This is a genomic window from Halosubterraneus shenae (assembly GCF_050510935.1).
Classification (GTDB): domain Archaea; phylum Halobacteriota; class Halobacteria; order Halobacteriales; family Haloferacaceae; genus JBDGPU01.
In genome coordinates, this window is the sequence record NZ_JBNLVO010000005.1 from 160,734 (window position 1) to 174,322 (window position 13,589).

The window sequence follows — 13,589 nt, forward strand, 5'->3', positions numbered from 1 at the left end:
CAGCCACTCGAACCAGTATGTCGCCAGGAGAGTTCTCCCCGGAACCGGAAGACCCGCCGGACGGGCCACCGGTTCAGTGTCCGGCCTGCGAGTCCGCGTTCCGCGCGAGCGACGCGCCGTCGTTCCTGCTCCTCGATCAGCTCACGGTCCCGCTCGTCGGCTGCGACGACCACCTCTCCCAGTTCACCGACGTCTGCGGATACACGACCGAGGGGACGGCCGAACTCCTCAACCACCGTCCCGCAGGCGGTGTCCGGTGTCCCAGTTGCCACCTGGCACCATACAACCCGGGTCATCCACTGATCCCGGTCCAGGACGGCGCCGTCGCCGTGCTCGCCTGCCCGGAACACCAGTCTGAGGTCCTCGACCGGTTCCAGGCTGGTCTCAGCACGCAGCAGCAACTGACGAGCTCCATCGACGCGCCGTAATCACGTCACGCCGCCGCCCTCCTGGGACGGGAATCGCTCGTACCGCTCCTCCGCGAGGATCGCTTCGAGCGTCTCGACCATCGCGAGGGTCTCGGCGAAGGCGGTGTACAGCGGCGCGGGACAGATCCGGACGACGTTCGGCGGCCGGAAGTCGACGATCACCCCCTCGTCCTTCAGCGCCTGGCTCACGCGATAGGCTTCCGGATGCTCGAGCGCGACGTGCCCGCCGCGTGCGTCGTGGTCGCGGGGGGTCCCGACCTCGACGCCCGGCAGCCGCTCGTCGACGAGTCCAACGAGGAAGTCCGTCAGCGCGAGCGACTTGGCGCGGACGCGGTCGATGCCGGCGTCGTCGAGGACGTCCAGCGCGCCCTCCAGCGGCGCGGCCGCGAGCATCGGCGGCGTCCCGATCTGCCAGGCGCCGGCCGACGCCGCCGCCGTGTACGTCAGGTTCATCTCGAACTGGGTCGCCTTCTCGTGGCCCCACCAGCCGGCGAGCGCGGGCGTCAGCCCGTGATGGCGCTCGTTTACGTACAGCCCCGCCACCGCGCCCGGTCCCGCGTTCAGGTATTTATAAGAGCACCAGACCGCGAAGTCGACGCCGACCTCGGAGAAACGGTGCGGCACGGCGCCGACCGTGTGCGCCGCGTCGAACCCGACGTAGGCGCCGTTGGCGTGGGCCGCGCTCGCGATCCGCTCGACGTCGAACAGGTGGCCGCTCCGGTAGAGCGCGGTCGGCATGAAGACGATGCCCACGTCGTCGTGCTCCTCGAGCGCGGCCTCGACGTCGGCCGGGTGAATCGTTCGGCCGTCGCGGCTCTCGACGACGCGGAGCTTCCGCTCGGGGTCGATGCCGCGTTGCCGGAGCTGCGCGCGGATCGCGTAGTGGTCGGAGGGGAAGTCCAGTTCGTTGACGAGGACCGCGGGAGCAGTATCCGTGTCGTCGCCGTCTCCAGTCGCGGCGGGTGAGAACTCGCTGTCGGCAGCCTTGTACCCCTCGACTTCAGCCCCGTTGCCGGCGAGGAGCTCGTCGAGGAAGGTCCCAACCAGGGTGTGGATGTTCACCGTTATCGAGTTGCCGATGACGACCTCGGACTCCTCGGCGCCCACGAGCGGTGCGAGGCGGTCGCCGAGGCGCTCGCCGATCCCGAACCACGGCGGGTCGGCATCGGTCCAGCCCTCTATCAGCTGGTCGCGCCACTCGTCGACGACGCGGTCGAGGCTGGCGAGGGCCGCGTCCGAGGCGGGGCCGAGCGAGTTGCCGTCGGCGTAGAGGGTTCCCTCCGGAACGTGAAACCGGTCGGCGAACGAGGACAGCGGGTCGGCGTCGTCCAGATCGCGGGCCGTCGCGGCGGCGTCGGGACCGGGATCCCGGGCTCCGGCGTAGGGATCCGTCTCGGGCCGGGTCGGCGGCGTCGAGTCGTCCATACGTTCGCGCCGACCTGCGGGACCAAAGAGCTACCGACGGCGGCTACCTCCGGTCGCCTGCTTATAAGTCGCCGGACCACGCAGATGGTCGTATGACCGACGAAGACGACGAGGAGCTGCTCGTCGCCGCGGAGGCGTTCCTCGCGGCCACCGACGAGGCACTGAGCGAGTACGACCAGGGGTACGCCGACGCTGACGCAACACTGTCGCTCATCGAATCCCAGCTCGACCCGCTCCGCGAAGCGGTCGAGGAAGCCGAGGAGTAGGGGGCAAGCAAGTCGAAGGCCGGCGACCGAACTCGGGGCCATTTATAAGCTCGCTGGGTCAGTGTAGGGTATGGTCTCGGAGATCTTCGACCCCGACGCGTGGGAGCAGGTGACCGACGAGTTCGAGGACATCACCTACCACCGCGGGGTCGACGTGCCGGTCGTCCGGATCGCCTTCGACCGTCCGGAGCTCCGGAACGCGTTCCGTCCGGGGACGGTCGACGAGCTCTACGCTGCGCTCGACCACGCACGCAAGCAGGCCGACGTCGGCTGCGTGCTGCTCACCGGCAACGGCCCGTCGCCGAAGGATGGCGGCTGGGCGTTCTGCGCCGGCGGCGACCAGTCCGTCCGCGGCAGCTCCGGATACGAGTACCAGGCGGAGGACGAGGCGGGCGAGGAGGACTCGGAGCTCGTGAAGGAGGCGCAGGCAGGTCGCCTCCACATCCTCGAGGTCCAGCGGCTCATCCGGTTCATGCCGAAGCCCGTCGTCGCCGTCGTCCCCGGCTGGGCCGTCGGCGGCGGCCACTCGCTGCACGTCGTCTGCGACCTCACGCTCGCCAGCGAGGAGCACGCGAAGTTCCTCCAGACGGACCCGGACGTCGGCTCCTTCGACGGCGGGTTCGGCTCCGCCTACCTCGCGAAGCAGATCGGCCAGAAGAAGGCCCGCGAGGTGTTCTTCCGCGGGAAGACCTACTCGGCCGCGGAGGCCGAGGACATGGGTATGGTGAACGAGGGTATCCCCCACGAGGAGCTGGAGGAGGTCGCGCTGGAGTGGGCCGACGAGATGACGAAGAAGAGCCCAACGGCGATGCGCATGCTCAAGTACGCGTTCAACATGACCGACGACGGGATGGTCGGCCAGCAGGTGTTCGCCGGCGAGGCGACGCGGCTCGCGTACATGACCGAGGAGGCCCAGGAGGGCCGTGACGCCTTCCTCGAGGGCCGAGAGCCGAACTTCCGCGAGTTCCCCTGGCACTACTAACTCGGCGCGACCGCCCTCGACGGTGGGCCACGACCGCACTCGACGGAGCTGCAGGACCGCACCCGACGGCTGTGAGGGACCCCGTTTTATTTTCCTCGCCGCCGGTGACCAGTACGACCCTTTCATGCAACCGCCAACGGAAGGCGAGACGGCGACGTACGAGCGCACGTTCACGGTCGAGGACGTCGAGGAGTTCGGCGAGCTATCCGGCGACGACCAGGCCCGCCACACGGAACCCGACGAGGACGGGCGGGTGATGGTGCAGGGGCTGCTGACCGCCACGATGCCGACGAAGCTCGGCGCCGACCAGGGGATGATGGCGCACACGATGAACCTCCAGTTCCACCAGCCCGTCTACACGGGCGAGCGCATCACCTGCAGGTCGACGGCGACGGACGTCGTCGAGCGCGAGGACCGGTACGACGTCGCCGGCGACGCCGTCTGCGAGAACGAGTCCGGCGAGGCGGTGCTGACGGCCGACGTCGAGGGCGTCGTCTGGAAGGAGGACTGACCGGAGCGACCACGGCGCGACGGCGACGCCGCGTCGCCGCGACGACCCACGATGGTAACCTTCAGGAACCCGACAGCCGAAGCGTCACCAATGACCGAACAGGTGTCGCGACGCCGCGCGTGGATCATGGCCGCGCGGCCGCAGACGCTCCCGGCCGCGGCCGCACCCGTTATCGTCGGCGTCGGCCTCGCCGTCAACGACGGCGTGTTCGCGCCGCTGCCCGCGCTGGCGGCGTTCGTGGGGGCCGCGCTGATCCAGATCGGGACCAACTTCGCGAACGACTACTACGACGCGATCCAGGGCGCCGACACGGAATCCCGCGAGGGGTTTACCCGCGTGACGGCGTCCGGGATCATCGAGGCCGACGAGGTGAAGCGCGCGATGATCCTCACCTTCGCCGCGGCTATCCTCGTCGGGACCTACCTCGTCGCCGTCGGCGGCCTCCCTATCCTCGTCGTCGGCCTCGTCTCCGTCGCCGCGGGCGTCGCCTACACCGGCGGACCGTACCCTCTCGGCTACCACGGCCTCGGCGACCTCTTCGTCTTCGTCTTCTTCGGCGTCGTCGCCGTGATGGGTACCTACTACGTGCAGGCGGCCGCCCACCTCGCGAGCGGGTTCCCGATGGGCGTCCCGCCCGGGACGGTCACGTTCGCGGCGTTCGTCGCGAGCCTCCCCATCGCCGCTATCTCGACGAACATCCTCGTCGTCAACAACGTCCGCGACCGCGAGGAGGACGCCGAAACCGGCAAGCGGACGCTCGCGGTCCGGTTCGGCTACGCGTTCTCCCGGGTCCAGTTCCTCGCGCTCCTCCTCCTGGCGTACGTGACACCCGCGTGGTTCCTCGCCGGCGAGCACGGGCCGTTCGTGCTGCTCCCGCTACTCACGCTGCCGCTGGCGACGAAGGTCGCACACACGGTTCTCGGACACACCAGCGGCGAGGCGCTGAACCCAGCCCTCGAGCGGACCGGGAAGCTGCTCGCGGCGTACGCGCTCCTGTTCGCCATCGGGCTGGCCGCATGAAGGTAACCGAGTTCTCGCTGCCGCTCGCGCGGCCGCTCGAAACGGCTCGCGGCGAGATCACGGAGCGCGAGGGGTTCGTCGTGCGGCTCGACCCCGAGACCGACGACGTGCCGGCGCGGGGAGTCGGCGAGGCGACCCCGCTTCCCGGCTGGACCGAGTCGCTGTCGGCGTGTCGGGCCGCGCTCGAGGAGCGGAACTCCGGGACGGCGGTCGCTGGAGCGAACCCCAACTCCGCAATCCCGGCGAGCGACGCGCCCGCTGCTCGCCACGGCGGCGCGCTGGCACTGCTGGACGCGACCGCGAGAGCCGACGGCGTTCCGCTGTCGACGACCCTCGCGAGCGAGGCGGGATTCCCCGAGCCCGCCGAGACGGTGCCGGTGAACGCGACGGTCGGAGACGACGCCGCGACGGCGACGGCCGAGGCCGCCCGCTCGGCTGTCGAATCGGGGTACCGCACGGTGAAAGTGAAGGTCGGCGCCAGAGCCCTCGAGGCGGACGTCGAGCGACTCCGGGCGGTCCGGGACGCGGTCGGCGAGAGTGTCCGTGTGCGGGCCGACGCCAACGGCGCCTGGGGTCGGGAGACCGCCCGCCGAGCACTTTCCGAGTTCGAGGCTCTGGACGTCGCCTACGTGGAGCAACCCCTCGCCGCCGACGACCTTGCAGGGCACGCGACGCTCCGGGCGGAGAGCGGCGTCGACGTCGCGCTCGACGAGACGCTCGCCGAAGTCGACGTCGAGACGGTCCTCGACGCGGACGCGGCCGATGTCCTGGTGCTGAAACCGATGGCGCTCGGCGGTCCCGACAGGGCCGTGGCGGCGGCCCGGACCGCACGCGAGGCCGGCGTCGAACCGGTCGTGACGACGACGATCGACGCCGTCGTCGCGCGCACGGCAGCGGTCCACGTCGCCGCGGCCATCCCGGACGTTCGAGCTTGCGGGCTCGCGACCGGCGACGTGCTCGCGAGCGACCTCGCACCCGACCCCGCGCCGATCGAGGAAGGGTCGATCGACGTGCCGGAGGGGCCCGGCATCGCTGGGGCGGCTTTCGACGACGTTCGCTGAGACAGTTCGGAGATCTGAGCCGTGGACCGTTAGAGGTCCTCGAAAAAGGTCAGGTGCGGTCCAGAAGGGTGGCGTCCCGGTCGTTCAGGTGTTGTTCGATCCCTCGTCGACCACCTGGACGGCGCCGCGCATGCCCGTCGCACGGTGTCGCTCACAGTAGTACCGGTAGACACCCGGTTCCTGGAAGGTGTACTCGAACCGCTTGCCGGACTCGCTGTAGAGCTCGCTCGCGAAGGCGCCGTTCTCCTCGACGACGCTGTGGCTGCCGCCGCGGCCGCTCCACTCCCAGATGATCGTCGTGCCGGGTTCGACGCGGACGGCCGCCGGGTCGAACGCGAGGCCACCTGCGCCGCCGACGGCGACGAGGATGGCGTCCTGGTCCGTCCAGTCGTCCGTTCCGTCGAAGTTCTCGACGTTCTCGAACCAGTCGCCGTACGTCTCCGATTCGATGCGTTGCTCCTTGTCGTCACCCACGCAACCCGCCGTCCCGAGCCCGAGAGCGACCCCCGCGGCGCCGCCGAGGAACTCTCGTCGCGTGCGCCGGGTCGGGACTGCGGCCGGTCGGTCCATGACCGCCTTCGGTGCTGGAACGGTGAAAACGAATCGCTCCGGGGCGAATTCCCCCGCGAATTCCCCCGACTTCGCCCTCGATTGCTGGTCCGCAAAGGATTATGTGACGCGTTCCGGAACGGTGTGGCATGCCAGACCTCGACACGGACGCGGTGCGCCTGGAGCACGACGGCGACGTTGCGCGGATCGTTCTGACGACGCCGGAGCGGCGAAACGCCCTGAGCGTGGCGACCTCGACCGGGATCATGGACGCCGTGGACGCGCTCGAGGGGACGAACGTTGGCGCGGTCGTCATCGAGGGGGAAGGGCCGGCCTTCTGTGCCGGCGGCGACGTGGAGGCGATGATCGAGCGGCAGGAGTCGGACGTCGCGCTCGACGACTCCGTCCGGCACATCATCCAGGAGACCGGGCGGGCCATCGCCCGCGTCGCGAAGTGTGAGTTCCCGACGATCGCGAAGGTTGACGGGCCGGCGTTCGGCGCGGGCGGGAACCTCGCCATCGCCTGCGACGTGCAGCTCATGAGCGAGTCGGCGACGATCGGATTCGGCTTCCGGAACGTCGGGCTCGCGGTCGACTCGGGCACCTCCTACCTGCTCCCGCAGCTCGTCGGCGACAACGTCGCCCGCGAGCTCGTGTTCACGGGTGAGCAGGTGGAGGGTAAGCGCGCCGTCGACCTGGGACTGGCCAATCACGTGTATCCCGACGACGAGTTCGAGGAGGAGGCTGAGGCGCTGATCGCGACGATCGCCGAGGGGCCTTCGGCGGCGCTTCGCACGTCGAAACGGCTCATGCGACTGGGGCCGGACGCGACCCTCCAGGCGGCCATCGAGAACGAGGCCGGCGCGCAGGCGGCCATCTTCGACTCGGCCGACCACGCCGAGGGCGTCGAGGCCTTCCGCGAGAAGCGGGAGCCGGAGTTCGAGGGGCGCTGACGCCACGAACCGGCCGGGCCTCGTGCCCCCTGAGCGCAACCCTCTTGAGACCAGTTGGCCTACGTGCGCCCATGAGCGATTGGACTGACGCCATCGTCGGCGAGCGCATGGCCGTCGATCAGGAGTTCAACGAGCAGGTAGCGGCCTCACGGTTCAGCAGCCAGGAGTGGGGGCTGATCATGACGGCCACCGAGTTCGACATCGAGAACGCCACCGACCCGGACGAAGCCCGGATCGTCGCCGACACGTCGAACCTCCCGCAGATCATGCCCGAGCTGGGGGACATGCGCGAGCAGATGGCCGCGATGGGCGGCGCGGCAGGCGGAAACTCCGGCGGCTCCAGCGGCGTTCTCGACAGTCTCAAGGACGCGCTCGGGCTCGGCGGTGGCGGCGGCGACGAGGTCGATCAGGAGGAGCTCCAGGCGGCCGAGCAGCTCGTCCAGGAGTACGCCGACCAGCTCCAGCAACACCTCGAATCGAAGGGGAAGTGGGAGCAGGTCCGCGTCGCCTACCAGGAGTAAGCGCTCACAGCGCCGCGGATCGCGTTATTATTCGATGTCGCCGCTGTGGAACATCGTCAGCTCCTCCGCCTCGTAGATATTGATAAGCTCGGAGACGATCTCGTCGTAGTCCTCGTTCTCGACGCGGAGCTCGTCGAGCCGCTCGATAGTATCGTCGTCCAGATGGATCTGGGGCATGTCTCGGGTTTCGCGGTCATCCGATAAAAGCGTCGTGGCGGGACCCCCGGTTTCCGTCGCTATCGTCCGAGGTCGTAGAACTCGTCGTTGTAAACTCTTTCGTTTGTAATAACTGTGTAGTTTTCAGAGACGACCCCAGCCCGGATCCGTGTGTACATCCCAGTGGGTGTCAGGATCCGTTAATATCCGGGCAGACATAGCTCACAGTTAGGTCGAATGAATTGGGCATCTCCCAATACGACCGTCTTGTAACCCATGTATGCCCCGAGAGAGGCTTCCAGGACTTATTCAATCGTCCAATTCATCGTACTTGTCCAACACCATATCGAAGTAATCGTCAGTCATCATACGTGGATTCTGAACTTGGTAGAAGTCATTAAGTACGAACTCCGTTTCATCATGGTCCAGACCGTATGCATGGAACGAAGCTGCGTCGATTTCTGCTTGTAATTCGATCCGCTTTTCCTCATCAGTTTCAGGTTCAATATCATCCAATCGCTCACGCATTTCCTTGAACGGTTCTCCGTAGCAGTTCAAACGCGCTGAACGACGCCAGATGAACTCAAACCAGTCATCACCTTCAGTGAGATGAGGCGCTTGTGCTTCTACCAACTTATAGATCACAACGTTCTCTTCCGTCTTGGTTCGCATCAAGTAGTCAAAAGGAAGACTGTTCAACAGGCCAAGAGCAACGAAGAGTTCTTCATCACTGAAGATACGTTCGTAGATACCGTGAAGCGGTGACTCCGAGAGATCGTCTTCGGTAGGATCAATTTTGTAGGGTCGAATAGTAGTAAGCGATTCGTGGCAAACAACTCCCTTGGGAACAGCAGCAGTAACAATTGTTCGCTCATTCGTGGATTGAGTTATCTTCCGGAACCCGAGGCGATATTCCGTACAGTCAAGCTTCACATCTTCAAGTGAGAGAGGTTCGCCACGATGTTCATTTAACAAATCATTTACAAATCCTTTCTGTGATCCAGTCCCCTCGAATTTATTGTATATAGCTTTCTTGGGGCCGACCATCGGATCCCTTGAGCGGAATGTCTTTTCCCGTATTCTATGTTTCGCACTTCTGTCCGGATCTTTTTCTTCACTAATACCCCACATATCGATTGGATCAACACCTTCGATGAAATCGGTAGTGTAGGTATATTGATACATATTGCTTCCACCATAGATTGGATAATCTCCTTCTGAAGGGTCCTCGATGTACCGATCTGCGTCTTTAGAGACGTCCAGCTCGCGGTATGGGTGTACATACCAACTGTTATTCTCATCGCTTATTGGGGGATATTGTATGACCTTCCGAAGTATATCAATTTGTTTCTCTGATTCCACATAGGGAAAGCTCCGAGCTTCAGGAGAAAACTGTTCCAGAACATCATCAGGAATGGTAACAGCCTCAGTATTAATCGATTTGAAGATTTCAGTATCCCCTCGAACAAACTTACCTTTGAGTTGGTCTGTCGAGCCGGAATTCCGGAAAACGATTACTCCGAATTTGGCCTGCCTGTGGAGCCCAGGGAAGATGCCGTTGTTTTCCAACATGACCAACCGCTCCATAGAAGTGTTCTCCAGAAGATGCATACGCAGATTCTTCGTCGCACCACCATTGAAAATGAATCCAGGTAGAATTTGAGCGACATATCCGTCTTTACGAGTGAGAGAGAAAATTCGTTCTAAAAACAGTACAGATAGATCATTTTCACGTGACATCGTGTTGCCCGCAACTATCGAGCTTTGGAGTCGGTAATCAGGGCTGTTGTTAAAGTATTCAGCTCTCAATTCGAAGTTTCTCTGATATCTCTCGTAATCCTCGGAGATAGAGTCCTGTTCAAGTAATTCCGTTTCTACCTGGGTTTTCTCGTCAGGCCCATAGGAACGGAATTGTTCGTCATACCGAGAGAAGAATTCCTCTCGATTTGAGGAAATGACGTCCCATGGAGGGTTTCCAACGATAACATCAAACCCACCGTCTGCATAAACTGACGGGAATTCAAGCATCCAATGGAAGGGACGTTGATCAGAAAGATCGGCTTCAGTCGCATCGCTCACAGCAGCTTGGAATTCCTGAAGGAAGTCCTTATCTAACGATTTTCGATACTTTTCTTGTAGGTTCTTTGCTTTCTTGCGGTGTTTTTCGGCCTTCTCCGGAAACGCTGAACTGTCCTCATATAGTTCGATCTGATCAATGATTTCGTTGTACCGATCTCGAACACTGTTTTCGTTGAACCTCTCAAAGGTCTGATTTCCTTCTTTTGTCTCCTCGGGGAAATCAACGTATCCGATTAGACTATTCCCTTGTTGAACATTGAATCCGATATTTGGAAGCGCTATTTCCTCGAGATCGAGTTCATCACTGTCTTCCTCACGGAGCTCGGAAATGATAGATAGCCAGAGTCTGAGTTTTCCAATTTCGACAGCCGGCTCCATGATATCCACGCCATAAATATTGTTTTGAATAGTACTCTTTTTTAAGCGGTGACGACTCGGATAGTCTTCTGGCTCCTGACGGACGTAGAGTGACTGACGTATGTTGACGATTTCTTCGACTACAGAGGTCAGGAAGTGACCACTACCCATACTCGGATCGATGACGTAGAATTCGTCAATCTCGGAAAGTAATAAGGTGATCAAATCACCAGAGCCAGGTACGCCGTCAATTAGTTCATATAGGCTTTCATATTGTCTGAGTTCGGCTTCTGGCCAGTCGCGTTTCTCCTGCAGTACCGTTTTGAAACGGTCTAAAAGAGCCGGTCTAACAGTTTCTTCAGCACAGAAACGCGTTATTTCACTTGGAGTATAATATGCACCGAGTTCCTTATTCTGATCCCCTGGATCGGTCGATAAGTAGTTGATCGTTTTCTCGAAGACACTACCTAGTACACTCGGGTCTATATCGGTTGGCCCTCCATCCGTGGAGAAACGATATCGTTCGAGCAGATCGATGATCGATTCAAGAACACTATCACTGACATCGAATTTACGTTCATTTATTGTCGATGATCCGTTAAGTTCTGGGCGAAACAGACCGCCATTTAGGTACGGAATCTCAGAGAAAACATCGATACTTTCGATTTGCGGATCACGTTCTGGCTTCTCATTGAATACATCATAGAATAGCGGATCGAGGAAAGACCTATAGAATGACTGAGTATAGACACCTTCTTCGTAAGTTTCTACCAATGTGTCAAGTAAATCTGGCCGTACAATACGCTTGTCTTCGAGGAATTTAACGAAGATTAAGCGATTCATCAGCTCCACAGCAAACAATCGCACATCGTCCCCATTCGCCTCATCGGGTGAATCAATACCACCTTCACCAATGAGACTCCGAGCACGTCGCTCGTCACTTTCCTCTGAAACTCCGAATACTATCTGGATATAGTCCTCATAAAATTCCTCAGTTATTGCTTCCTTCTTCTCATCGAGTACAGTTGGCGCATCACCAACAATGGAGACCAGATTTCGATAGTTGAATGTGCGAACTAGCTTCGAGATGAGTTTACGTTGATCATCTGTTACGATAGAGGCGGGAGCCTCCGGGTTTACCGCTGTAGCATTCTCGAACAAGGTAAGGAATATAGGGCGCAAATCGACCCGCTCGATGATATTGTGCGAGTATGAGTCCGGATCGTAACGGACGAAGACCCACCGAATACCGTCAGTTGCAAATCCAAAGTCAGATTGAAATTCTCTCTGACTAAGCCAACTCTTTACTTGGTCTATACCATGACCGCGGTCTTCCAGTACTTTGTTGACTGGCTCCGCTTCGATCAGTAAACGACTCGAATCTATCCCATCAACATTTCTGAGCGAGACAGCATAGTCTGCCTGCTCTCCTCGCTCATCAGAGAACCCACCGGCTTCGTATCCATAGTCGTCGTATCCCAGGGACTCGAGAATGGGTTCGATTACTCGGCTCTTGGTTAATGGCTCCGGGTCGAGCTGATCGCGGGTAAAATCAGCTCGCATCGTATATCGACCCGCATCCGATCGAAATATCTCCTCCAGTGTGTCGTCGTCGATTTGGTCCCGGAGTTGCTCTATGCTATCCGCAACCGTTTCGATTATTCGGTTTTCATCCTCGACTGATACTTCAGTCTCGAACTCGGAGAAATCGAATTCGGTTTGTATTCCCTTGGTAGACATGAGTTAGATAGCCACCCTTTGACCAGAGCGTGCCTTCAATGTAGTCCTTCCTGCCTTCTTTTTTATATGACATTTTCACACTTTGGTCGTCAATGGCGGGGGTGATGAACAAAATTTCACTAAAGTTGACACCGGAAAACTGCTCTCCTCATATACGACAAAGGCCAACGAGACGAATTAAAACACGCACAATCCGGGTTATAGCCTATATTCGGAAACAACCATATGGGTAGACTCAGAGCGTTAGATTTGTGCTCTCTAAAGCGATAAAATCAGTCCATACTCTGGTGGGAACCTGAAAGTAGACCTCAGAATCACCACTTAATCACGAAGAGCGGAGTTAAGTTATCTATAAATTCATTCAACCATTTTCCGAAACGTGTTATAGAGCCTCTTTTTTCTTCCTTCTCGAGGGCTTCGGAAAGTGCTCTGTCAAGATTTCGATAGCAATCTTCCTTGCTATCAACAATCCGTTGTTTTTGCTCAGTCGTAAGCGTTGAGAGACCTCGGTAGTCATCTCCCATTTGGATCCGCTGGAAATACTCACTATCATTACCAATATAATCCGAGTGAGGGAACTGGCCTTCAAGCAAAATGAAATCCCTAATCAAGTTTTTCTCCTCCTCTCTCAGTCTTTCCTTGCTTAGCCCCGACAATTCACTATGTGCATATTTTTCGCGGAGTTCTGACAATCGTAGATCGAGATACTCACGGTTCCCGAGGTCAACTGGGCCCGTGGTAAGATGAGGTGTGGACGTGTTGGTTTCTCTGTCGTCGGCACTCATGATAAATTATTAGCAGTCATGTCAAATAAACCTTGGTTCGTTCTCCTAGACGAGTTGAGGCAATCCAATCTCAAAATCTGAGGAGGGTTACACAACGAGGTGTCTGGTGGGGATACCTCGATGTATACTCACCAATATCCCGCGTCTGTCCTACTGACGCCACTCAGTAAGTGCTACAGAACGAGATTGCGACAGACACCTCGCTATGGTACCCTCCTCGAAAACTCGTGTCTGAGCACCACGGAATATTGATAATCACCTTCCTTCAGAACTTCCCGAGCCAAGGCCTGTCGAACACGACACCACTGCGACAATCTATCCGACCCGGAATACGGGTCGGGAGGTTCCCCAGAATTGGTATCGTGTTCGACCCAACCTGGTTAGGTCGGGGACAAATCACGTCCTATCTTTGGGCGACATTCAGAGCAATGTTGCCACTGGAGATCAGGACGTGACGCCCTACACACCTACGACGTTACCGACGTAGGCCCCACAGACCATGAATAGCTTACCTGTGGGCAGCGACCCTTCGTAGGTCCCAGTCCCCGACCATCGGGTATAGAGTGATAGGAGGACCCTATGGCTTCACAGCCACCTATCGTGGTGTCAGGTATATTCTCCTTCATCCACACCGGTCGTTACAACCGGCGTATCCAGATCGAATGCGACTTGCGACGTGTTTGCCTACCGACCAAATCGGTGGTCGGGGACCGGAACCGTCGAGGCCATGGACCGCCTGACAGCCCGGAAAACGTG

General features: G+C 60.0%; 13 protein-coding genes. 8 read left to right on the forward strand and 5 right to left on the reverse strand.

All coding sequences use genetic code 11. From position 1 onward, the window contains the following. Positions 1-17 precede the first annotated feature (17 nt). Entirely contained in the window at positions 18-428 is a 411-nt protein-coding gene (locus tag ACQE3M_RS12300; RefSeq protein WP_430505919.1) for a hypothetical protein, read from the forward strand. Here ACQE3M_RS12300 and kynU read toward each other — a convergent pair whose 3' ends face one another. Beyond that, positions 429-1,853, reverse strand: coding sequence for a kynureninase (kynU, locus tag ACQE3M_RS12305; protein WP_430505920.1), 1,425 nt, complete (start codon positions 1,851-1,853; stop codon positions 429-431). Between the two features lie 92 nt (positions 1,854-1,945). On the opposite strand from kynU, the gene ACQE3M_RS12310 reads away from it, so the two are divergent. From ACQE3M_RS12310 to ACQE3M_RS12330, 5 genes are all read left to right on the forward strand, one after another. Further along, positions 1,946-2,119 carry a hypothetical protein gene (locus tag ACQE3M_RS12310; RefSeq protein WP_430505921.1) on the forward strand — a complete coding sequence of 58 codons (174 nt, stop codon included), beginning with the start codon at positions 1,946-1,948 and terminating at the stop codon, positions 2,117-2,119. Positions 2,120-2,189: 70 nt separating this feature from the next. Beyond that, a complete protein-coding gene (locus tag ACQE3M_RS12315) occupies positions 2,190-3,101 on the forward strand; it encodes a 1,4-dihydroxy-2-naphthoyl-CoA synthase (RefSeq protein ID WP_430505922.1) in 912 nt (303 codons plus the stop codon). 124 nt (positions 3,102-3,225) lie between these two features. Continuing rightward, positions 3,226-3,612: an FAS1-like dehydratase domain-containing protein gene (locus ACQE3M_RS12320; RefSeq protein ID WP_430505923.1), complete on the forward strand. Its 387-nt coding sequence runs from the start codon at positions 3,226-3,228 to the stop codon at positions 3,610-3,612. Between the two features lie 90 nt (positions 3,613-3,702). Further along, complete coding sequence (locus tag ACQE3M_RS12325; protein ID WP_430505924.1) at positions 3,703-4,632, forward strand: 1,4-dihydroxy-2-naphthoate polyprenyltransferase; 930 nt, start codon at positions 3,703-3,705, stop codon at positions 4,630-4,632. Next, complete coding sequence (locus ACQE3M_RS12330) at positions 4,629-5,693, forward strand: mandelate racemase/muconate lactonizing enzyme family protein (protein WP_430505925.1); 1,065 nt, start codon at positions 4,629-4,631, stop codon at positions 5,691-5,693. Before ACQE3M_RS12325 ends, ACQE3M_RS12330 begins: the two co-directional genes overlap by 4 nt. Before the next feature lie 84 nt (positions 5,694-5,777). Here ACQE3M_RS12330 and ACQE3M_RS12335 read toward each other — a convergent pair whose 3' ends face one another. Then, a complete protein-coding gene (locus ACQE3M_RS12335) occupies positions 5,778-6,263 on the reverse strand; it encodes a halocyanin domain-containing protein (RefSeq protein ID WP_430505926.1) in 486 nt (161 codons plus the stop codon). 128 nt (positions 6,264-6,391) lie between these two features. On the opposite strand from ACQE3M_RS12335, the gene ACQE3M_RS12340 reads away from it, so the two are divergent. Together ACQE3M_RS12340 and ACQE3M_RS12345 are read left to right on the forward strand one after the other, a co-directional pair. Beyond that, positions 6,392-7,195 carry an enoyl-CoA hydratase/isomerase family protein gene (locus ACQE3M_RS12340; RefSeq protein WP_430505927.1) on the forward strand — a complete coding sequence of 268 codons (804 nt, stop codon included), beginning with the start codon at positions 6,392-6,394 and terminating at the stop codon, positions 7,193-7,195. A gap of 71 nt (positions 7,196-7,266) precedes the next feature. After that, complete coding sequence (locus ACQE3M_RS12345; RefSeq protein ID WP_430505928.1) at positions 7,267-7,716, forward strand: DUF5799 family protein; 450 nt, start codon at positions 7,267-7,269, stop codon at positions 7,714-7,716. 27 nt (positions 7,717-7,743) lie between these two features. On the opposite strand, the gene ACQE3M_RS12350 is transcribed toward ACQE3M_RS12345, so the two are convergent. The 3 genes from ACQE3M_RS12350 to ACQE3M_RS12360 form a co-directional block, all read right to left on the reverse strand. Next, on the reverse strand, positions 7,744-7,893 hold the full coding sequence (locus tag ACQE3M_RS12350; protein ID WP_430505929.1) for a DUF7557 family protein: 150 nt from the start codon (positions 7,891-7,893) through the stop codon (positions 7,744-7,746). 288 nt (positions 7,894-8,181) lie between these two features. Next, on the reverse strand, positions 8,182-12,048 hold the full coding sequence (locus ACQE3M_RS12355) for an Eco57I restriction-modification methylase domain-containing protein (RefSeq protein WP_430505930.1): 3,867 nt from the start codon (positions 12,046-12,048) through the stop codon (positions 8,182-8,184). A 314-nt stretch (positions 12,049-12,362) separates the two neighbouring features. After that, positions 12,363-12,833: a hypothetical protein gene (locus ACQE3M_RS12360; protein WP_430505931.1), complete on the reverse strand. Its 471-nt coding sequence runs from the start codon at positions 12,831-12,833 to the stop codon at positions 12,363-12,365. Between the last annotated feature and the right edge of the window lie 756 nt (positions 12,834-13,589).